The sequence below is a fragment of the Actinomadura montaniterrae genome (assembly GCF_008923365.1).
Classification (GTDB): domain Bacteria; phylum Actinomycetota; class Actinomycetes; order Streptosporangiales; family Streptosporangiaceae; genus Spirillospora; species Spirillospora montaniterrae.
On sequence record NZ_WBMR01000012.1, the window covers coordinates 73,827 to 92,563 of the forward strand.

Consider the following 18,737-nt stretch of genomic DNA (forward strand, 5'->3'; position numbering starts at 1 on the left):
CTCGGCGCGATGTGGGACGCGTATGCGGCACTTCGACCATATTGACACCGCCTACCGGAAGCACCTGTTCTACCGGCACCCCCGCCCGTTCCGCCGGCACGACGACCCGGCGGTGCTGGCGGTGGCGCTCGGCGCGACCCTGTACTGCCCGGCGACGCGTCCCGCGCTCGCGGCCGACATCGAGAAGGCGGCGCGGCGCGGCGTCATGAGCATGGTCGTGTGCCTGGAGGACGCGATCGGCGACGACGAGGTGCCGGAGGCGGAGGACAACCTGGTCGCCCAGCTGCGCGACCTGCACGCCCGCGGCGCGGACGAGCCGGGCGAACCGGACGGCGGCCGGCGCGCCGCGGGGGAGCGGTCCATCGGCGGCGTGCCGCTGCTGTTCGTCCGGGTCCGCGAGCCCCGGCAGATCGGCGCCATCGCCGCCCGGCTGGGGCCCGCGGCCGGGCTGGTCAGCGGGTTCGTGCTGCCGAAGTTCACGGCGGCGTCCGGTGGAGCGTTCCTCGACGCGCTGGAGGACGCGGCGGCCCGCACCGGGCTGCCGCTGCTGGCGATGCCGGTGCTGGAGAGCCCGGAGACGGTGCACAGCGAGAGCCGGACCGAGATGCTGCACGAGGTGGCGCGGCTGCTCGCCAAGCACCGCGACCGGGTCCTCGCGGTGCGGATCGGCGCGACCGACATGTCGGCGGCGTACGGGCTGCGCCGCCCGCCCGACCTGACCATCTACGACATCCGGCCGGTCGCCGCGGCGATCACCGACATCGTCAACGTGCTCGGCCGCGCGGACGGCAGCGGCTTCGTCGTGACGGGCCCGGTCTGGGAGTACTTCTCGGCGGGCGAGCGGATGTTCAAGCCGCAGTTGCGGCAGTCGCCGTTCGAGGCGCAGCGGGCCGCGCCGCTGCGGCAGCGGCTCATCACCTCCGACCTGGACGGGCTGATCCGCGAGGTGCACCTGGACAAGGCCAACGGCCTGACCGGCAAGACCGTGATCCACCCGACCCATGTGGCGGCCGTGCATGCCCTGTCGGTCGTCACGCATGAGGAGTACTGCGACGCCGCCGACATCCTCGGGTACGCGGGCGGCGGCGCGATGGCCAGCTCGTACGCGAACAAGATGAACGAGGCGAAGCCGCATCGCGCCTGGGCGGAACGGCTGATGCTGCGCGCGCGCGTGTTCGGGGTCGCGGCGCGGGACGTGACGTTCGTCGAGCTTCTGGAAGCGGCGGACAGCCGATGACGGTGCGGTCCGTGGAGGCGGTGTGGCCGGGGGAGTGGGTGACGTCCCGGCTCGGCGTGCGGCTGGTCGACGGCGAACGTCCGGTGGGGGCCGGGCTGGCGTCGATGGTGGGGCTCGCCGTCCGTCGCAATCCGCGTCGTGCCCATCTGCTCGTCTCGGCGGTGCTGGGCAAGCACGTCCCGACCGATCCCCGGCTCGTGTACGGGTCGGGGCTGCTGCTGGGCGAGCTCGTGCGCGCGCGCCTGCGCGACGAGGTGACGTCCGTGCCGTCGGGTCCGTTCAAGGACGCCTTGGCGGGCGTGCCAGGCGCTGCGGCCGCGTTGCGCGACGCGCTGCGGGAACCGCGCCCCGCCGTGGACGCCATCGTCCTCGGGTATGCGGAGACCGCTACCGCTCTAGGGCACTCGGTGGCGGACGCTCTGGGCGGCGCTTACTACCTGCACTCGACGCGCCGTCCGGTGCGGGGATTCGCCACGTACGGCGGGTTCGAGGAGGAGCACAGCCACGCGACGAGCCACCTGCTGCTGCCGTCCGACCCTGCGGCGCTCGACCGGGACGTCCCGGTCGTGCTGGTGGACGACGAGCTCTCCACAGGGCAGACGGTCCTGAACACGATCGAAGCGCTGCACGCGCTGCGTCCGCGTAGGCATTACGTTCTGGCGGCGCTGGTCGACCTGCGGGGGGAGTCCGACCGCGCGCGCGTGGACGAACTGGCCGCGCGGCTCGGCACGCGCATCGACGCCGTCTCCCTCGCCGGCGGACGTGTGGAGCTGCCTACGGGCGTCCTGGAGAAGGGCACGCGGATCGTCTCCGACCTTTCCGCGGCCTCCGCACCCGCCGTCGAGGACGGGGCGTTCGGCGTCGCGCGCGTCCGGCTCGACTGGCCGCGCGGCGTGCCCGACGGCGGGCGCCACGGGTTCCTGCCCGAGCACCGCACCGCCCTGGAGAAGGACCTGCCGCGCATGGCGGACGCCGTCGCCGCGGAACTCGGGGACGGCGCGTCCCGCGTGCTCGTGCTCGGGTTCGAGGAGCTGATGTACGCGCCGCTGCGGCTGGCGGAGGCGCTCGCCGACGCGTCCCCGGGCCTGGCCGTCCGGTACTCGACGACCACCCGCTCGCCCGTCCTGGCCGTGGACGACCCGGGCTACGCGATCCGCACCCGGCTCGCGTTCCCCGCGCACGACGACCCGGCGGACGGCCCGGGGGAGCGGTACGCCTACAACGTCGCGCCCGCCGCAGGCCGCCCGCCGTTCGATCGCATCGTGTTCGTGGTGGACGACGTCGGGGACACGCAGGGGCTCACCGACGGGCTGCTGGCGCGCCTGCGCGCGCTCGCGCCCGTGGTGGTCGTGACCGTCCCGTCCCATGGGGGTGACCGGTGAGGCCGCTGTACGGCCCCGATTTCGGCAGCTACGCGGCGGAGGACGTCGCGTGGCTGCTGAAAGACCTTTCGGACGCGCGGCTGGAGGCGCCCACCGAGGAGCGCGAGGCCGCGATCCAGGCGGGCCGTGCCCACTACGCCGAATCGCTGCCCGTGGAGTACCAGCCGGGGCCCGAGTACCGGCGGCTGTTCCAGGAGGCGCTGGAGGCGTCCGCCGAACGGCTCGCCTACGCGACCGGGCTGGTCGCCGAGTTGATCCTCGGAGAGCGCGGCCCGGACGCCGTCGTGGTGTCGCTCGCGCGCGCGGGCACACCAGTCGGGATCCTGGTGCGGCGCTGGGCCCGCTTCGCGCACGGGCTGGACCTGCCGCACTACGCGATCAGCATCGTCCGTGGGCGGGGCATCGACACGGTCGCGCTGGACTACCTGGCCGCCCGGCACGACCCGTCCGCGGTGATGTTCGTGGACGGCTGGACGGGCAAGGGCGCCATCACCCGCGAGCTGACCGCGGCGCTCGACGGGACCGGGTTCCCCGCCGACCTGGCCGTCCTCGCCGACCCCGGGCGCTGCGCCCCGCTGTACGGCACCCGCGACGACTTCCTGATCCCGTCCGCGTGCCTGAACTCGACCGTGTCCGGCCTGATCAGCCGCACCGTCCTGAACGCCGAGCTGATCGGCCCCGGCGACTTCCACGGCGCGAAGTTCTACGCCGACCTGGCCGACGACGACGTGTCCGCGCTGTTCCTCGACACCGTCTGCGCGCGCTTCGCGGACGTGGCGGAGCGGGTCGCGAAGGACGTCCCGGACTTGCGGGCGTCCGACCGCGCGCCCGACTGGTCGGGGTGGGAGGCGGTCCGGGGCGTCGCGGAGGAGCACGGCATCGACGACCTCAACCTGGTCAAGCCGGGCATCGGGGAGACGACGCGAGTGTTGCTGCGCCGCGTCCCGTGGAAGGTCCTCGCGCGCGCGGACGCGGGCCCCGAACTGACGCACATCAGGCTTCTGGCAAGCGAACGCGGCGTGCCCGTCGAGGACGTCGACCCGGACCGGTTCCCCTACGCGTGCATGGGGCTCATCCACCCGCGCTTCGGCAAGGGGGCCGTCCAGTGACCGTGCTGGTGTGCTCGGACCTGGACCGTACGCTCATCTACTCGCAGGCCGCGTTCGCGTTGGACGGCCCGGACGAGGCCATGCCGCGCCTCGTCTGCGTCGAGTTCTACCAAGGCGCCCCACTCTCCTACATGACGGAGACCGCCGCGCGCACACTGGACACCCTCGCCGCGTCCGCCGTGTTCGTCCCCACGACGACACGGACACCGGAGCAGTACCGGCGCGTCCACCTGCTGGAGAAACCGCCCGCCTACGCGATCTGCGCGAACGGCGGCCACCTCCTCGTGGACGGCGAGGACGACCCGTCCTGGTCGGCGTCCGTGCGCGCGCGCATCGCGGACGGATGCGCGCCGCTCGCCGAGATCCAGGACCGCCTCGTCCGGACCGGCGGGGAGTTCATCCTGAAAAGGCGCACAGCGTCCGACCTGTTCGCCTACACGGTCGTCGACCGCGCCGCCCTCCCGCCCGGCTGGGTCGACGACCTCGCCGGCTGGTGCGCCGAACGCGGCTGGCGGACGTCCCTGCAGGGCCGCAAGGTCTACTGCCTGCCCGCCTGCCTCACCAAGGCCGACGCCGCCGCCGAGGTCGCCCGCCGCACCGGCGCGTCCGCGATGCTCGCCGCCGGCGACTCGCTGCTCGACGCCGAACTCCTCGAAGCCGCCCGCCTGGCGATCCGCCCCGCGCACGGCGAACTCCACGACGCCGGCTGGACCTCTCCGGCCACCGCCGTCACCGCGTCCCGCGGCATCGCCGCCGGCCAGGAGATCACGAACTGGCTGCTGCACCGGGTGGAAAATCACCGCTGACCGGACCCGGCCGTCGACAAACGACGCCGCCCGGGGACTCGCCGGGGCCGCCGTCGCGGGTCACAATCACACTAGGACCCCGGCTCCGGCCGCGAGGAGGTACCCCTGCGCGCATGAGCTCCCGTCTCACCGGCGACGAGACCGCCCTGTGGAAGGCCGCGGCCCGCGTCCTGGACGCGAACTGGACCGGGACCGCGACCGCCGCGTCGCCCGGCCTCTACCCCCACCAGTGGAGCTGGGACTCCGCCTTCATCAGCCTCGGCCTGGCCCGGCACCGCCCCGACCGCGCCGAGACCGAACTGCTGTCGCTCTTCCGCGGCCAATGGGCCGACGGCATGCTCCCGCACATCGTGTTCAACACCAGCCTCGCCCGCCACGCCTTCTTCCCCGGCCCGGACCTGTGGCGCAGCACCGAGCAGCCCGCCGCGCCGCGCGGCGTCCAGACCTCCGGCCTCACCCAGCCGCCCGTCCACGCCCTCGTCGCCCTCCGCCTGCACGAGTGCGCCCCCGACGGGGAGAGCAGCCGCGGCTTCCTCGCCCGCCTCTACCCGCTGCTCGCCGCCCAGCACCGCTACCTCGCCACCGCCCGCGACCTCGGCTCCAGCGGCCTCATCGCCATCTGCCACCCCTGGGAGTCCGGCCTCGACAACAGCCCCGCCTGGGACCGCCCCCTCGGCGCCCTCCAGCTCCCGCCCACCGCCTACGCCCCCGCGCAGCGGTCCCGCACCCTGCCCACCGGCGAGGACTACGACCGCTACGTCCGGCTCGTCGCCCTCATGCGCGACGCCGGCTACCGGCCCGGCTACCTGCGCGACTCCCACCCGTTCGCGGTCGAGGACCCGCTCGTCAACGCCACCTTCCTCGCCTCCGCGCACGCCCTCGCCGAGGTCGCCCGCATCGTCGGCGCCGACCCCGCCCCGCACCTGGAGGCCGCGCAGCGCGTCCACGCCGCCCTCCTCGACCGCCTCTGGGACGCCGACACCGGCTGCTTCCGCGCCCGCGACCTGCGCGACGACCGGCTCCTGCCGGTGATCACCGCCGGGTCCTTCGGCCCGCTCCTCGACCCCGAGCTGCCCGCCGCGCACGTCCGCAACCTCGTCGACCTGCTGCTGTCCGCCCGGTTCGCCGGCGCCGCCGGATACCCCGTCCCCACCTGCGACATCCAGGCGCCCGCCTTCGACCGCGGCGGCTACTGGCGCGGCCCCACCTGGGTCAGCACGAACTGGCTGATCTGGTACGGCGCCCTCGCGCACGGCCTCCCCGTCGTCGCCGACCTGCTGTACGGCTCCACGATGCGGCTCGTCCGCCAGTCCGGGTTCCGCGAGTTCTTCGACCCCTTCGACGGGACCGGACGCGGCAGCCACGACTACTCCTGGTCCGCCGCCCTCGTCCTCGACCTGCTCGGGGCCCGCCGCGCCCCCCAGGCCGCCTGATCGCCTACCGTTGGGGCATGCGCCTACTACGGGGCCACCTGCCCTCCGCGGTCCGCGACGCGCTCACGATCGAGCGCGGCGAACGCGTCCTCGCGTCCGCGCCCACCCGCGGCGGCTCCCACGTGGTCGCCACCACCACCGCCCTGCACCTCCCGACGCCGTCGGGCGGCTTCCTGCGCGTCCCGTGGGAGCGCGTCGACCAGGCCACCTGGAAGGACGGCTGGCTGCACGTCACCGAGACCTCCGGCGGCGCGGAGCACCACGTTCGCCTCACCGAGCCCGGCTCCGTCCCGGAGACCGTCCGGGAACGCGTCACCGCCACCATCGCCGTCACCCACCACGCGCGGCTCCCCGGCGGCGGCAAGGTGCGCATAGCGGGACGGCGCCCCGCCACCGGCGGCGACGTGCGCTGGACGTTCGTCTTCGACGCGGGCCTCGACCCCGAGGACCCGGGCCTGCGCGCCCAGGCCGAACAGGTCCTCGAGGACCTGAGGCGCCAGACGGGCCTCTAGCCGGGGTGGACCGTCGGTTCGTCGTCGGCCTTGTGCCGCCCCGGCACCTGCTGCGGCACCTTCTCCTTCGCGGTGGACGCCATCTCGCCGGCCTTCCCGCGCGCCGCCCCGGCGAACTCGCCGCCCTTGGCGCGCAGCATGCCCGCGGCCTCCTGCACGTTCGGGTTCTCCGACACCTGCCGCGAGAGCTTCTTGATCTGCTCGTAGCGCTCCCGCCCGGCCTTCGTCCCGAGGACGTAGCCGATCGCGGCGCCTGCCATGAACATCACGCGCGCTTTCATGATCAACTCCCTGTGGGGCCGTTCGATCCACCCCCTATACCCGCGAACGCCGCCGCCACCCTCAACGCGTGCGCGAACAGCCCCGCATATGCGCTAACCTAGACGCGCTGGCAGGGGCCGAGGCCCCGCCGGACGCACGATCCCGCGTAGCTCAATCGGCAGAGCAGCCGGCTGTTAACCGGCAGGTTATTGGTTCGAGTCCAATCGCGGGAGCAGATCAACACGCCTAAAGTCGCAGGTCAGGCCCGTTTCCCGTGCTGGGGACGGGCCTGACTACTGCTGTGAGTACCTAACTGAGTACCAAGCGGCCTAGTTCGGGTTCGGGAAGATCAGATCCATCGCCTGCGCGCCGTCCTGGATCACGGGCCTGATCTGCTGGCGGTAGACCTTCTCCGTGACCTGCGTCCCGCTGTGCCCGACCAACAGCGCGATCTTGTCCAGCGGCATCCCGTTGTCCGACAGCAGGGACACGAAGCTGTGCCGTAGCTCGCGCGGCGTCCAGGCGTCGGGGTCCAGACCGGCCGGCGCGATGACCTCGCGGCGGAACGCTCGGAGCACGGTCATGGCGCCGCGCACCTGACCGCCCTCCCCGGGGAAGATCAGGGCTTCCGGGTCGGGCGGCTTGGGGAAGCCCTCCCAGAGGTCCCTGAGTGCCACCACGCACCGCTGAGGGAGCTTGAGCGTGCGCCGGGACTTCTTGGTCTTCGTGTCGCCCCGTGCGCGCACAGAGCGCCACACGTAGACGGCGAACTCGCCGTGCTCCCATCCGGTCTCGTGCACCGGCCGCCACTGCCCGCGGGCGCCGTCGTAGGCCACCACGTGCGACCACGTCAGCTTCCGCAACTCCTCTGTGCGGGCGCCGGTCAGCAGCGCCAGGACGACGTACTGCCGCATGTCCGACCGCGCGCGCTCGGCGGCGGCGAGCACCTGCATGGCCTGGGCAAAGTTGAGCGCTTTGGATGGCCGGCCGGAGCGCTTCCCGCTCGGCACCTGGCAGAGGTCCACCACGTTGCGGGTCACACGCTCATCCCGCCGCATCACGCGAGCAATGGAGCGCCTGAGCACCGACCGGACCTCACGAAGCGACTTCGTGGCGAGCACCTCGGCGCGGCCCTCCAACCATTGTTCGCAGTCGTCGGCCGTCAGTTCCCGAACGGTCAGATGCCCAAGCTGGGGAACGATGTGGTGCTTGGCGAGGCTGTGCGCGTTCGTGACCGTCGATTCGTCGCGGCCCATGAGCCCGTACCGGAGGAACCCGGCGACCGCTTCCGCGATCGTCACGTCAGCCGCCGCCTTCGGCGCGTTCCTCGCCTTCCGCTTCTCGAGGTTCTTCTTGAGCCTTTTCAGCGCATCTGTCTGCGTCTTGCCGCTGCCGCGGACGATGATGCGGCGCCCGTTCGGCTGGTAGCCAACGGTCTTGGACGCTATCCATCGTTTGCGGGCGGCATTCCAGCTCAGACCGCCCTCGCCGTGGGCACGCCGCTTCTTGCCGCTCACGCGGCGTTCGCCTCCTTTTCCAGCAGTTCGATGTACTCGACGATCGCGCTCGCGGGCACGAGGCGAACGCTGTGCTCCTTGACGGTCCTGATGCGGCCGGCGCGCACCAGCTCGTAGATGCGGCTCCGGCTGAACGGCAGGATGCCGGGCAGGTCGGAGATCTTGTACAGCGGCTTAAGTGGCCAGCCCTCGGCCGGGCTGGGCGTTTTCGCGGCCATGTCGGTTGCCCTTCGGTGGTGCTGGTGACCGGTTGGATGCGGCGTCGGCGGTGTGCGTGGTGGCTGTGCGCCGTCGCTGTGTTGGGAGGGGCTGAAACATCTCCGCAACTCCGCAACTCCGCAGTTGGGTGCGTGACCTGCGGTGTTGTGCGCGGAGATGGGTGTGGTGGTGCTCGGGCCATCTCCGCAATGGGGGGTCTATCTCCGCAGTGGTTGCGGAGTTGCGGAGATGGGCGATGACCGGTGGTGGTGATCTCCGCACGTATGTCCGCAGGTCGGGGCGCAGTTTGCGGAGTTGCGGAGTTGCGGAGATGTTTCAGCGGGTTTCGGGTCGGGTCACTGCTCATGGTGTTCCACCCAGAAGACGTTGCGGTCGCCGCGGTCGTGCTTGCCGGTCCGGATGACGTATTCGCCGCGCCACCGGCCGGCCTGTCCGGTGAGCAGGCGGCCGAGGGCGAGCGCGTTGGGCAGGCGGCCGGTGTGGGTGGTGATGAACTGCCCGTCCCACCGGTCGTGTTCGTCCATGCCGATGTGGTCGGGTTCGCCGGAGCGGCGCAGCTCGGCGGCGGTCATGGGCTCGGAGCCGTGCAGGCTGTGCCAGCAGGCCATGAACGCGCGCCAGCGGGTTTCGTCCTCATCGATGCTGCGGACCTCGGCGGCGTTGGCCAGGAACCCGTCGATGCCGTGGTGGGCCAGGAACCCGCCGAGGGCTTGCGCCCACGGGGTGAACTGCCGCATGGAGATCGTGTCGGCGCGCGGGGCGCCGTTGCGGGTCCAGTCCAGGACCAGCACCAGCAGGTGCCACAGCACGGTCAGTTGGTTGGCCGGGGAGGTGATCCATTGGTCCAGGTGCGGGATGCCGAACCGGCTTTGGTCGCGTTCCTCGGGCCGCGGCATGTTCGGGTCCAGGTGAACGCGGACGGTGCGCGAGGCCATGTCGCCGCCGACTTGCAGGTTGTTGCCGGTGGCCATCCACAGCCGGTCGTTGACGGTGGCGATGTTCCGCGAGGCGCCCAACTGGCGGTCGGACCACACCCCGGCGGTGACCAGCAGCGCGAGGGTAGCCGAGTCGATGACGGTGCCCTCGGCGAGGTTGTCCCACACCACCACCCCGACCTGTTCGGCCAGCACCGCGGTGATGGACTTGCGCAGTTCCTCTTCGGTGTAGGCCCACGGGATGACGCGCTGCCCATAGAGCATGCCGGGGCCGCCGGTCAGGATGGACTTGCCGGAGGCGGGCATGGTCGCGTCGATCAACGCGAACGGCGTCAGGGACCGGGTGAAGTGCCGCAAGATCGGGGTGACCAGCAGCGCCACGTAGTTGGCGCGGTCGGCGGGGCTCTTCCACGGGAAGTCGCGCAGGAACCGGTTCAGCAGGAAGTCGCGGGCTTCGGCGACCTGTTCGGCGGTGGGCTCGTCCGGGACGGGCGGCAGGTCGACTTTGGCGGCCAGGTACAGGCCGGTGGCGGGGTCGTAGCCGGGGCGCTGCAACAGGGTGCCGTCGCGGCGCAGCACCGGCGCGCCGATCACCCCGCGCAGCGGGACCAGACCGGGCCAGGTCTTGGCGGCCAGCACGGCGGCGAGGATGTATTGGGGCGGGGTGACTTCTTCCTCGTAGGTCTCATCCTCGCCGTCGCTGTTCTTGCGGGACCGCAGCCGGTACACGTAGGCGTGGTGGGCCAGCAGCCCGGCCAGGGTGGCGGGGGTGATCGGGCTGGCGGTGACCGGCAGGGGCGAGTCTTCGTCGGCGGCCGGGGACGTCTGCCCGCCCGACACGGTCTCCATGTGCACCAGGGACCCGGCGGAGACGTAGGTGTCGGGGAGTTGGTTGTCGGCGAGGGCGGCTTTGAGGACGCGGATGCTTTCGGGGCCGGACCCGATGTGCAGGCGCGGCGTGCGGGTCTTGCGGGCGCGTGGCTCGGGGTCGGCGGAGTCGGGGGCGGCGGGGCTGGAATTGTGGGTCATGCGGGCACCCTCCGTGGGCGTTGGGTGCCGGCGCGGAACCCGGACCGGATGGTCCGGCGGGCGGGCATCTCGCCCAGCCCGGCGCGCACGGCGGCAGCGGTCAGCAGTTGCTCGGTCTCGTCGGGGTCCAGGGCGCCGCCGGCCACGAGCTGGCCGAGGGCGACGGCGGCGCCGTACAGGGTGGCGTTGCGGCGCCCGTGCTCGGCGGCGGCGAGGGCTTCCAGGCTGGCGTTGACGGCCTTGTCCAGGTAGGCGCCGCGGTTGCCGGTGGCCAGCCGCACGGTCACCGGTTCTTGCGGCGGCAGCGGCGCCGGGCGGAGCCGTTCGGCCAGCCAGCCCGGCAGCGGCGCCGGCGCGACGGTGTGGATCGGCTGATAGGTGCCGGTGCCGTCGGGCAGGTCGACAAAGGAGCCGGGGCCGACGACGTATCCGCCGTCGCTGCGGGTGTCGACCTTCCAGCCCAGCCCGTTCCCGCGATCGTCAGAGGTGTTGCCGAGCCGGTACCCGTCCGGGGCGGTGAAGTACAGGTGGAACCCGCCGCGGCGGGTGCGGACCTGGAAGGTCTCCAGCGGCATCGGTTGACCGGCGTCGGCGCACACCTGGGCGAACACGTCGGCGCCGTCGTTGACGCCGGGCAGTGCCCACCGGGGCGGCGGGTGCTCGCCGGGCTTGGGCACGTCCAGGTCGATCACCACCAGCCGGGACGGTCCGCAGGCGATCCCGATGTTGTAGGGGCGCCGCGCCCACATCTGGCGGATGGCGGCGGGGTCGGTGGTGGCGGTCTGCTTCCATCGGGTCCCGCGGGGCGGCTCCTTGTCGCCGATCGCGACGGGGAACACGTGCCAACCATGCGCGGCAGCGGCCAGCGCATACCGGGCCAGCACATGGGGGTGCGGCGGCGCGGGGTTGGTCATGGGGACACCGGCGTTCATTCGGCGTCCTCGGGCAGGATGATGATCCCCTCGGGGTCGAGCACGAATTCGTGGCCGTTGTCGCAGGTCCACAGGTCGCCGGGGTGCTCGGGGGCGTAGGTGGCCCAGCAGGTGTTCAGCGATCCGCAGGTGGGGCAGTCGGGGCCGCACAACACCGGCCAGTGGTGGGCGGGGATCGCCCATTCGGTGCAGCACTCGCCGCACTCGAACAGCAGGACCAGGCCGTCTTCGAGGCTGGTGACGGACCCGGAGTAGTTCACCCAGTCGGTGCCGCCGCAGCCGGGGCAGTCGGGGCCAGCCAGCACGGGCCAGTGCTCGGCGGGCGGAAGGATCGGCGCGTCGTGGGGCATGATGGTGGTGCCTTCCTTGTGTGGCGGTCTCCGTTGGGGGCCGTGATCGGTTGGGAGGGGTGGCCCTCGGCGGCGTGCTTTGGTGGCTGTGCGCCGAGGGCCGCTTTGCGTCCCGAACCCGATCAGGAGCCGAGCGCGGCGGCCGGTCAGGTGAGCTGTCCCGGCGCGTTGCGCTGCGAGCCGGACGGGGGGTCGCCGTCGCGGCCCGGGTCGTGGTGGTCGGTGGTGGGGTCGAGTAGGTACAGGTCGAGGTAGCGGCGGGCGCCGGCGCCGCGGCGGTTGGGGTAGGCGCCGGAGATCTCCCCGACCTGGCAGCGGCCTTCGGACAGCGTGGGCAGGAGTCGGGCGAGCAGCTCGGCGATCGCGGCGGCGTCGTCGTCCTGGCCGGACAGGCGGACCTTGACCACGCGGACGCGCGGCGGCTTTGGGTGGGTGGTCATCGGTCTTCCAGGCGGCGGGGGTCGGTGGCGTTGTCGGCGGCCTTGCGGTCGCGTTTGCGCTGGCGTTCCTTGGCCATCTCCGACCGGACCGACAGCACGGTGCGGTGCGCGGTGCGCGAGCCGAGGCGTTGGGTGCGGCCGGTGCCGCCGCAGCGGTTGCAGGGGCCGAACCGGCGGCGGGTGCTGCCGGGCTTGCGGCCGGTGCCGCCGCAGCGGCGGCAGGGCCTAAACGGGTAGGTGTAGACGCTGACCGCCCAGATCACGAAGGCGGCCATGGCCAGCAGAATCATGTTGATCACGACTCGGTTCCCTACTGGTGCGGGAGCGGGCAGGCGGCTTGTCCGGCGGGGAATCCGGCGGCGTAGCCCTGGGCGTGGCCATCGGAGTGGCCCTGTCGGTAGCCGTTCTCGTAGCCCTGCTGGTAGCCCTCTTCCAGGCCGGTGGCGCGGCCCTCGGCGTAGGCCTCCTTCCAGGCGATGCAGGCGTACCGGCGGCACTCGCCGTCCTGGCACGTCCGGTAGTCGTGACTCGGCTTGGCCGGCCGCGCCTTGCCCGCCGCGGCCTTGCCTCCCGCGGCCTTCGCGGCGGGCTTGCCGGTGCTAGCGGCGGGCTTGCCGCCGGTGGCCTGACGGCGGGCCGCGGCGGCGGCCTTGCGCCGGGCGGCCTGGCGGCGCTTGCGCTCGGCGGCCTCGCGTCGGGCGGCGGCGGCCTTGCGCTTCTTGAAGTCGGTGGTGATCCGGCAGGTGTGGTTGATCCCGCGGGGCTTGCCGCACGTGCGGCACGTCGTGCTGACGCTCACGCGCGGCTTGAGCCGGGTCTTGCCGGGCTTGCGGCGGCTGTCCATGCGGGTGATGCAGGTGTGCGTCAGCCCGCGGGGCTTGCCGCACCGTCCGCACTTGAGTACCTGGATCTTGATGGCCATGGGGTCTCCACATCGCCGGGGTGAGGCCGGGTGCCGCTACCCGCTACCGCGCAGGTCAGCAGGGGTGTGCGGGTAGCGGCGGGTAGCGGCCTGTCGGGTTTGTGCAGGTCGGGCAGGTAGCGGCGCCGCTACCGGGTAGCGGGCTCGGTCAACCGGCCGCGCCGGTGTCGGCGGCGGCCTGCACGGCGTTCTTGCGGCAGCCCTTGCGGTTGACGCCGTTGCGCTTGACGTCCACGCTCGGCACGCCGAGATCGCGGCACTGGGCGGAGATGGCGTCGGCGGTGGTGTCGGCCCACCGGTCGCCGATCTGGTCGGCGAGCCGCTCGGCCAGCTCGGTCCAGTGCAGCGCCGGGTCGCCGCCGAACACGGCGAGGACGTCGGCGAGGACGTCGCGGTCGGGGGTGCCGGTGTCCTGCCCGGCGGCGTACCCGGCGAGGGTCCCGGCGCGTTCGCGCAGCGCGCGGCCAGCGGTCAGGATCTTCTCGGCGTCGCCGTGGTCGGCCAGGTGGGTGCGCACGGTCGGGGTTTCGTCGGCGGCGCCGTACAGGTAGCCCACGCCGAGATACGGTTTGCCGACCGGCAGCGTGGAGGCGTCGAAACCTTCGGAGTAGGCGTCGCCGCCCAGGATGGCGTCGGAGACGTTGCGGTTGCCGCACCGCAGCGCGAACCGCACGGCGTGCAGGTCGCGGTACCGGTTGAACAGCCGCTGCACGTCCCCGGCACCGATCCCGGACGGCTTCTGCGAACTGGACAGCAGGATCACGCCGGAGGACGGACCGACCGCGATGATGAACGACAGCAGCCCGGCGATCTCCTTGTTGTCATCCTGGCTCTGCAGCTCGAAGTAGTTCTGGAACTCCTCCATGACCAGCATCCAGATGAACAGCCGCTTGGGGTACTTGCGGCACAGCTCCTCGGTCAGCTTGCCCTCGGGGCACTCCTCCGCCGACAGGGTCGACAGGAAGTCGTTGGTGGCGATGATGTGCCGCTTGATCTCGGCGAGGGCGTCGATGAGCTGGGTCACGGGGTCGCCGTTGCGGTCGGGCGTGGTGCCGCGGATGAAGTGGTAGGCGACCATGGCGAACTTGTTCCAGTCCGGCGAGTTCTTGCCGTCCACCACGCTCAGGCGCACCGACGGGTCCAGGACGCCGTACAGGGCCAGCAGCCGGGCGGCGAAGGTCTTGCCCTTGCGGGGCTGGGCACCGATCAGGATCGAGTTCCACAGCAGCGCCAGGGTGACCTTGCGGCCGTGCTCGTCCAGCCCGAACGGCGCCGGCTTCCAGATGTTGCGGGGCTTGCAGTCCAGCAGCGGCGTCTTGCCCGCCGGGACGGCCAGGGGGTCGCGGTCCATCACGGTCAGGGTGTGGCGGCGGTGGCTGGTCGGGTCGTGGGTGAGGTACACCTGCGAGGGCGCGACGTCCAGGCCAGAGGCCAGGTCGTCTTTGGCCTTGACCACGGCGTCGAACCCGGTGCCGTGCGGCAGCACGACCTTGACCTGCGACCCCTGCCCTTCCTTCGTGCGGGACATGGTGGTCTCGAAGGTGACCTGCTGGCCGGGCTTGTCGGGGTGGCCGAGCCCGGCGGAGTAGTAGCCGCGCAGCACCACGTCGTGGTTCAGCAGCCGGAACCGCGGCACCGTCATCGCCGGAACGATGATCGGGTGATCCTCCGGCCGGCCGAAGTGCGCCAGCCAGGGCACGACCACGGCGGCGACCGCGACCCAGCCCCACCACGGCGCCAGCTTGACCAGCAGAAGCACGCCGAGGAGCACGCCAGCGGCCTGCCCGGCGAGGATGATCCCGCGGACGCGCCGGGTCTCCTTGACCTCGCGGTGCAGGGTCAGCCAGTCGCGCCGGTCGCCCTGGGCGATGGCAAGCGACCGCAGGTAGTCCTGTTCGGAGACCCACCACCATTTGAGCTGGCGGTTGATCAGACGGCACAGCCCGACCGTCCCCCATACCGCGGCGAGCAGGGCGTAGCGGGGCGCGCGGACGCCGTGGAACGCGGCGCGGTGAGCCAGGCGGCGGGCGTGCCGGCCGATCGCCTCGCCGACTCCGCCGAGGCTGCGCAGGTTCTCCGGGATGACCGGGTAGGCGTCGCCCTCGGGGTCGTCCAGCAGGTACCCGATCCCGTCGTCCACCGGCTCGGGCTCGGCGTCCGGCTCGGGGTCGAACTGCACCTCGAACGAGGTGTCAACGTCGGCCCCCTCGCCGCCGGTGAGTACGGGCGCGTCGGCCGGGTCGGTGCTCGGAGTGGCGGTCGGGTGGGCGGTGATGTCGTCGTCCGGCGAACCGAACGGCGCCGGGCGAAGCGGGATCACCTCGGCGTCCGCGGCGTCCGTGGCGCCGGTGGGGTTGGTGGTCGGGTTGCTCATCGCGCGTCATCTCCCTTCGCGGGGTCGGCGGTGATCTGGGCGTAGAGACGCTGGCCGGTGCGCGGGGTGACCTTGAGACGGCGGCCGAGTTCGGCGCCGCTCATGGTCGGGTCGGCGGCCAGCAGTGCGCGGGCCTTGTCGGCGGTCGTCGCGCCGCCGGTGCGACGTCGGGGCCGCGCGCGTCGCGGCGTCCTGTCGCGCACAGCGTCGCCCGCGGTGTCGCGGTCGGCGTCGGGGTCAGCGTCGGGGGTGCTGTCGCCCGTTCGGTCGTTGTTGCTGTCGCCGGTGGCGTCGCCCTCGCCGTCGCGTCCGGCGTCGCCCGTGCTGTCGCGTCCGGTGTCGCGCGGCGCGGGCAGGGCGGGCAACTCCGGGCGGGGCGAGAGGGCGCGGCGGCCGGGCGCCACGGGGGCTTCGTCCAGGACCCAGGTGCGGAACTCGCGCACGGTGCTCCAGGGCGCCATGCCGAACCGCAGCGCCCACAGCGCCAGCCCGCGAGCGGCGGCCAGCGGGGAGCCGTCCTCGGCGCCGTCGCGGCCAGCGAGCGCGCGCTGTCGGACCACGGCAATGAGCCGGTCGGACGCAGCGGCGTACAGCGCGGCGGGCAGCACCCACGCGGCCACCGACTTGGCCGAGCCGGGGTCGGCGGACAGCGCGTTCATGAACAGCGATCCCAGGACGCACGCCAGGTTGAGCGCACGTTCGGCGACCGCCGGGCGGCCGAGCCGGGCCTGTGCCAGGGCCAGCAGCGCGAAGATGACCGCGGCGGCGTCCAGCCCGAGCGCCTCCAGCATCGAGGCGGCGTGCTCGTGCTTCTGCGCGTGGACGAAGGAGTACTGCGCCCGGTAGGACACATAGCCCTGCGCGGCGGCGAGGATGAGCAGCAGGACGCTGGCCACGGCCAGCAGCCAGCCGCCGGCGCGGTCGGTGTGCTCGGCGCGGGGGTCGCGCTCGGCGCCGTTGGCGCGGCGGCGGGCCAGGAAGCCCGGCAGGTACCGCAGGTTGAACACCTGCACCGGCCGCCCGTACCGGTCCTGTCCGCCGGTCGCGTCGGCGTCGGGGCTGTCGGCGGTGGCGTGGTGGCCGTTGACGGTGTGCTGCCGCTCGTAGGCGCGCAGCGGGTCGTAGGTGGGGGTCATCGCCGGTCCCTCCCTTCGTGGTCGTCGGCGGCGCGGGCCGGGTTGGGCACCGGGCCGGGCACGGGGTGGGGGTGGTATTCGGTGTCGAGGTCGGCGGCCATCACCGACCGGCCGCACGGCTCGCAGCGGAACCGGACCGGGCCGCCGTCCAGCGGCGCCGTGCAGGACGGGCAGCGCTTGCCCGCACCGATGCGTGGCCGAGCACCGGCCGGGGCGGGGGCGGGCATGTCAGAGCCCCCTTTCGGCGCGGTGCTGGGCGGCGAGGCGGGCGATGGTCCGGAGGCTGAGTCCCATGCGGGCCGCGATCTGCCGGTGGGTCAGTCCGGCGTCGGCCAGTTCGGCGAACGCGGCGAGCCGTGCGCGGGTGACACCGGCCGGGGTACGGGCGGTGCCTTTGCTGGCGCGCAGTTCGGTGCGCCACAGCCGCGACGGGCTCTCGCCCTCGTGCCACAGGGCCAGGAACCGGCGGCGGGCGCACGACAGCCGCGCGGCGAACCCCTGGTAGCTGATCCCCAGCGCGTCCGCGGCGGCCTGATGGGTGCCGTGTACGGCCAGGGCCTGGACGGCGGCGCGCTCGCCGGGCGCCAGATGCGGCCAGATCTGCCACAGCGCTATCCGGTCCACCGCGGTGTGCTCGGGGCTGGGGGTCGGCCGGATCACCGTGTCCCAGTAGATGGCGTGCCGGGGCGCCGGCGCGTAGGTGCGCTGCTGGACGCCGTGGTGGTGCAGTTCGGTGCGGTGGTGCCGGGCGATGGCCTTCTGCCCGGTGGTGATCAGGTCGGACGGGTCGGGCCGGTCGGCGGCGGTGTACAGGTGCTCGGCGATCGCCGACCATGCCACCTCGAAGCGGTCCCGCGGGTCGATCGTCACGCCGAACACCCGCCGGGTGGCGAACTTGGCGAGCCGGTCCAGGTCGGCCAGGTTGTAGCCGTGCCGCAACGTGTGAACGTCGGCCACCGGCCGGTGCGGGGCGTCGGGGTGCTGGGTGCCGTTGGGGCCCGTGATCGGTTGGGTGGGACGGCCCTGGGCGGCGTGCGGGTTGGTGGCCGGTGCGCCGAGGTCCGTGGTCGAGGTCTGGGCGGGGATCGGGGGCGGGGCGAGGGTGGTCATGCTGCGGTCACCTCCGTGCCGGTCGGCAGGTCGGTGGGGATGTCGCTGGGGAAGTCGGTGGTGGGGGCGTCGGCGCAGTCCACGCAGGTGCCGAGGTGGCGGGGCAGGACGTATCCGGCGTCGCGTCCGCACTCGGGGCAGCGTCGGCGGGCGGCCAGCGCCTTGCCGAGCGCGGCGCGCTGACGCTCGGTCGGGGGCCGCTTGGGCAGCGCCAGGCGGACGTCGTACAGGTAGGCGGCGCGGACCCCGCCACCGCCGCGGCGCGAGTTCCACAGCACTTGTCCGGCGACGTCCTGACCGCCGGGGCGGAGGTTCTCGGCGGCGAGTTGGCGGCGGGTGCGCAGGTGCGGCGGCGCCATCCGCCACGGCCAGGTCGGGATGCCGAACCGGGCGCCGGTCGGGTCGAAGAACCGGGCCGAGCTGCGGCGGCGGCTCATGGCGTCACACCTCCCGCGCGGCTGACCGCGAACGCGGCGCGCTGGACGGTGACCAGGCACCAGCCGCCCTCGCGCAGCGACCGGTAGGCCATCCGGGCAGCGGCCACCGTCAGCACGGCGGTCACCGCGGCGGTGACCGCGATCGTCGCCGCCGGGTGGGCGGCCACCAGCACCGCGCCGGCGGCACCCAGGCGGACCGGGGACAGGCACAGCCACCCCAGCCCGGCCAGGGCGGCGAGCACGGCCAGGACCAACAGCAGGGCGGTCATCGGATGGCCCCCAGTTCGGTCAGCGCGACGGCCAGGAAGTTGCCGATCAGCAGCCACCACGCGGCGAACCGGATCCACTCGCGCGCGCTCATGCCCACCCCTCCCCGGAGTCGGAGTCGTCGGCGGTGCCGGGGGCGTCGTCGGGGTCGGCGGGGATGCGGACGCCGAGGGGGGACAGCGCGTTGTGCGCGTCGGCGAGCGCGGCCGCGAACATCGAGGCGGCGCGGTTGCACCACTGCAGGGCCTCCACCGCCCTGGCCACCGCGGCGGCCGGGTCGGTGGGGAACGGGCCGTGCGAGACGGTGATCTCGCGCGTCGCGGCGATGA

General features: G+C 73.1%; 22 protein-coding genes and 1 tRNA gene. 7 read left to right on the top strand and 16 right to left on the bottom strand.

Features of this window, described 5'->3' with window-relative positions; genetic code table 11:
- The first annotated feature begins 22 nt into the window (after window positions 1-22).
- The 6 genes from F9B16_RS07010 to F9B16_RS07030 all read left to right on the top strand — a co-directional run bounded on the left by F9B16_RS07010 (window position 23) and on the right by F9B16_RS07030 (window position 6,479).
- Window positions 23-1,237: an HpcH/HpaI aldolase/citrate lyase family protein gene (locus F9B16_RS07010; RefSeq protein WP_151539152.1), complete on the top strand. Its 1,215-nt coding sequence runs from the start codon at window positions 23-25 to the stop codon at window positions 1,235-1,237.
- Window positions 1,234-2,619 carry a phosphoribosyltransferase family protein gene (locus F9B16_RS50695; RefSeq protein ID WP_192808647.1) on the top strand — a complete coding sequence of 462 codons (1,386 nt, stop codon included), beginning with the start codon at window positions 1,234-1,236 and terminating at the stop codon, window positions 2,617-2,619. The genes F9B16_RS07010 and F9B16_RS50695 overlap by 4 nt, the downstream gene beginning before the upstream one ends.
- Window positions 2,616-3,728 (top strand): cysteine protease StiP family protein, encoded by a 1,113-nt coding sequence (locus tag F9B16_RS50700; protein WP_192808648.1) that lies wholly within the window; start codon window positions 2,616-2,618, stop codon window positions 3,726-3,728. The genes F9B16_RS50695 and F9B16_RS50700 overlap by 4 nt, the downstream gene beginning before the upstream one ends.
- On the top strand, window positions 3,725-4,534 hold the full coding sequence (locus F9B16_RS07020) for an HAD family hydrolase (protein ID WP_151539153.1): 810 nt from the start codon (window positions 3,725-3,727) through the stop codon (window positions 4,532-4,534). The genes F9B16_RS50700 and F9B16_RS07020 overlap by 4 nt, the downstream gene beginning before the upstream one ends.
- A gap of 113 nt (window positions 4,535-4,647) precedes the next feature.
- Complete coding sequence (locus F9B16_RS07025) at window positions 4,648-5,967, top strand: MGH1-like glycoside hydrolase domain-containing protein (protein WP_151539154.1); 1,320 nt, start codon at window positions 4,648-4,650, stop codon at window positions 5,965-5,967.
- Between the two features lie 17 nt (window positions 5,968-5,984).
- The gene (locus F9B16_RS07030) at window positions 5,985-6,479 is read left to right on the top strand and encodes a hypothetical protein (RefSeq protein ID WP_151539155.1); all 495 of its coding nucleotides are present in this window, start codon (window positions 5,985-5,987) and stop codon (window positions 6,477-6,479) included.
- Here F9B16_RS07030 and F9B16_RS07035 read toward each other — a convergent pair.
- A complete protein-coding gene (locus tag F9B16_RS07035) occupies window positions 6,476-6,760 on the bottom strand; it encodes a YtxH domain-containing protein (protein WP_151539156.1) in 285 nt (94 codons plus the stop codon). The genes F9B16_RS07030 and F9B16_RS07035 overlap by 4 nt on opposite strands.
- Before the next feature lie 140 nt (window positions 6,761-6,900).
- On the opposite strand from F9B16_RS07035, the gene F9B16_RS07040 reads away from it, so the two are divergent.
- Window positions 6,901-6,973 (top strand) — tRNA-Asn (locus F9B16_RS07040).
- Window positions 6,974-7,069: 96 nt separating this feature from the next.
- Here F9B16_RS07040 and F9B16_RS07045 read toward each other — a convergent pair.
- The 15 genes from F9B16_RS07045 to F9B16_RS50710 all read right to left on the bottom strand — a co-directional run.
- Window positions 7,070-8,257, bottom strand: coding sequence for a tyrosine-type recombinase/integrase (locus F9B16_RS07045; RefSeq protein WP_151539157.1), 1,188 nt, complete (start codon window positions 8,255-8,257; stop codon window positions 7,070-7,072).
- Window positions 8,254-8,475: a helix-turn-helix domain-containing protein gene (locus F9B16_RS07050; RefSeq protein ID WP_151539158.1), complete on the bottom strand. Its 222-nt coding sequence runs from the start codon at window positions 8,473-8,475 to the stop codon at window positions 8,254-8,256. The genes F9B16_RS07045 and F9B16_RS07050 overlap by 4 nt, the downstream gene beginning before the upstream one ends.
- A 336-nt stretch (window positions 8,476-8,811) precedes the next feature.
- The gene (locus F9B16_RS07055) at window positions 8,812-10,440 is read right to left on the bottom strand and encodes a hypothetical protein (RefSeq protein WP_225991427.1); all 1,629 of its coding nucleotides are present in this window, start codon (window positions 10,438-10,440) and stop codon (window positions 8,812-8,814) included.
- Window positions 10,437-11,372 (bottom strand): bifunctional DNA primase/polymerase, encoded by a 936-nt coding sequence (locus F9B16_RS07060; protein ID WP_225991428.1) that lies wholly within the window; start codon window positions 11,370-11,372, stop codon window positions 10,437-10,439. Before F9B16_RS07060 ends, F9B16_RS07055 begins: the two co-directional genes overlap by 4 nt.
- Entirely contained in the window at window positions 11,369-11,722 is a 354-nt protein-coding gene (locus F9B16_RS07065; RefSeq protein ID WP_151539159.1) for a hypothetical protein, read from the bottom strand. Before F9B16_RS07065 ends, F9B16_RS07060 begins: the two co-directional genes overlap by 4 nt.
- 146 nt (window positions 11,723-11,868) lie before the next feature.
- A complete protein-coding gene (locus tag F9B16_RS07070; RefSeq protein ID WP_151539160.1) occupies window positions 11,869-12,162 on the bottom strand; it encodes a hypothetical protein in 294 nt (97 codons plus the stop codon).
- On the bottom strand, window positions 12,159-12,461 hold the full coding sequence (locus F9B16_RS50705; protein WP_192808649.1) for a hypothetical protein: 303 nt from the start codon (window positions 12,459-12,461) through the stop codon (window positions 12,159-12,161). The genes F9B16_RS07070 and F9B16_RS50705 overlap by 4 nt, the downstream gene beginning before the upstream one ends.
- Window positions 12,462-12,472: 11 nt before the next feature.
- A complete protein-coding gene (locus tag F9B16_RS07080; RefSeq protein WP_151539161.1) occupies window positions 12,473-13,084 on the bottom strand; it encodes a hypothetical protein in 612 nt (203 codons plus the stop codon).
- Between the two features lie 148 nt (window positions 13,085-13,232).
- Complete coding sequence (locus F9B16_RS07085) at window positions 13,233-15,458, bottom strand: cell division protein FtsK (RefSeq protein ID WP_151539162.1); 2,226 nt, start codon at window positions 15,456-15,458, stop codon at window positions 13,233-13,235.
- Window positions 15,455-16,594, bottom strand: coding sequence for a hypothetical protein (locus tag F9B16_RS07090; RefSeq protein WP_151539163.1), 1,140 nt, complete (start codon window positions 16,592-16,594; stop codon window positions 15,455-15,457). Before F9B16_RS07090 ends, F9B16_RS07085 begins: the two co-directional genes overlap by 4 nt.
- Complete coding sequence (locus F9B16_RS07095; RefSeq protein WP_151539164.1) at window positions 16,591-16,821, bottom strand: hypothetical protein; 231 nt, start codon at window positions 16,819-16,821, stop codon at window positions 16,591-16,593. Before F9B16_RS07095 ends, F9B16_RS07090 begins: the two co-directional genes overlap by 4 nt.
- A gap of 1 nt (window position 16,822) precedes the next feature.
- Complete coding sequence (locus tag F9B16_RS07100; RefSeq protein WP_151539165.1) at window positions 16,823-17,704, bottom strand: helix-turn-helix domain-containing protein; 882 nt, start codon at window positions 17,702-17,704, stop codon at window positions 16,823-16,825.
- Window positions 17,701-18,141, bottom strand: coding sequence for an RRQRL motif-containing zinc-binding protein (locus F9B16_RS07105; RefSeq protein ID WP_151539166.1), 441 nt, complete (start codon window positions 18,139-18,141; stop codon window positions 17,701-17,703). Before F9B16_RS07105 ends, F9B16_RS07100 begins: the two co-directional genes overlap by 4 nt.
- A complete protein-coding gene (locus tag F9B16_RS07110; RefSeq protein ID WP_151539167.1) occupies window positions 18,138-18,410 on the bottom strand; it encodes a hypothetical protein in 273 nt (90 codons plus the stop codon). Before F9B16_RS07110 ends, F9B16_RS07105 begins: the two co-directional genes overlap by 4 nt.
- A gap of 88 nt (window positions 18,411-18,498) precedes the next feature.
- Window positions 18,499-18,737 (bottom strand): hypothetical protein (locus F9B16_RS50710; RefSeq protein WP_192808650.1); only part of this gene is annotated, 239 nt, incomplete at its 5' end.

Coding starts and splice junctions, on each gene's coding strand:
- F9B16_RS07010 (WP_151539152.1), top strand. CDS start 23: ATGCGGCACTTCGACCATATTGACACCGCCTACCGGAAGCACCTGTTC.
- F9B16_RS50695 (WP_192808647.1), top strand. CDS start 1,234: ATGACGGTGCGGTCCGTGGAGGCGGTGTGGCCGGGGGAGTGGGTGACG.
- F9B16_RS07025 (WP_151539154.1), top strand. CDS start 4,648: ATGAGCTCCCGTCTCACCGGCGACGAGACCGCCCTGTGGAAGGCCGCG.
- F9B16_RS07030 (WP_151539155.1), top strand. CDS start 5,985: ATGCGCCTACTACGGGGCCACCTGCCCTCCGCGGTCCGCGACGCGCTC.
- F9B16_RS07035 (WP_151539156.1), bottom strand. CDS start 6,760: ATGAAAGCGCGCGTGATGTTCATGGCAGGCGCCGCGATCGGCTACGTC.
- F9B16_RS07050 (WP_151539158.1), bottom strand. CDS start 8,475: ATGGCCGCGAAAACGCCCAGCCCGGCCGAGGGCTGGCCACTTAAGCCG.
- F9B16_RS07055 (WP_225991427.1), bottom strand. CDS start 10,440: ATGACCCACAATTCCAGCCCCGCCGCCCCCGACTCCGCCGACCCCGAG.
- F9B16_RS07060 (WP_225991428.1), bottom strand. CDS start 11,372: ATGAACGCCGGTGTCCCCATGACCAACCCCGCGCCGCCGCACCCCCAT.
- F9B16_RS07065 (WP_151539159.1), bottom strand. CDS start 11,722: ATGCCCCACGACGCGCCGATCCTTCCGCCCGCCGAGCACTGGCCCGTG.
- F9B16_RS07070 (WP_151539160.1), bottom strand. CDS start 12,162: ATGACCACCCACCCAAAGCCGCCGCGCGTCCGCGTGGTCAAGGTCCGC.
- F9B16_RS07080 (WP_151539161.1), bottom strand. CDS start 13,084: ATGGCCATCAAGATCCAGGTACTCAAGTGCGGACGGTGCGGCAAGCCC.
- F9B16_RS07085 (WP_151539162.1), bottom strand. CDS start 15,458: ATGAGCAACCCGACCACCAACCCCACCGGCGCCACGGACGCCGCGGAC.
- F9B16_RS07090 (WP_151539163.1), bottom strand. CDS start 16,594: ATGACCCCCACCTACGACCCGCTGCGCGCCTACGAGCGGCAGCACACC.
- F9B16_RS07095 (WP_151539164.1), bottom strand. CDS start 16,821: ATGCCCGCCCCCGCCCCGGCCGGTGCTCGGCCACGCATCGGTGCGGGC.
- F9B16_RS07100 (WP_151539165.1), bottom strand. CDS start 17,704: ATGACCACCCTCGCCCCGCCCCCGATCCCCGCCCAGACCTCGACCACG.
- F9B16_RS07105 (WP_151539166.1), bottom strand. CDS start 18,141: ATGAGCCGCCGCCGCAGCTCGGCCCGGTTCTTCGACCCGACCGGCGCC.
- F9B16_RS07110 (WP_151539167.1), bottom strand. CDS start 18,410: ATGACCGCCCTGCTGTTGGTCCTGGCCGTGCTCGCCGCCCTGGCCGGG.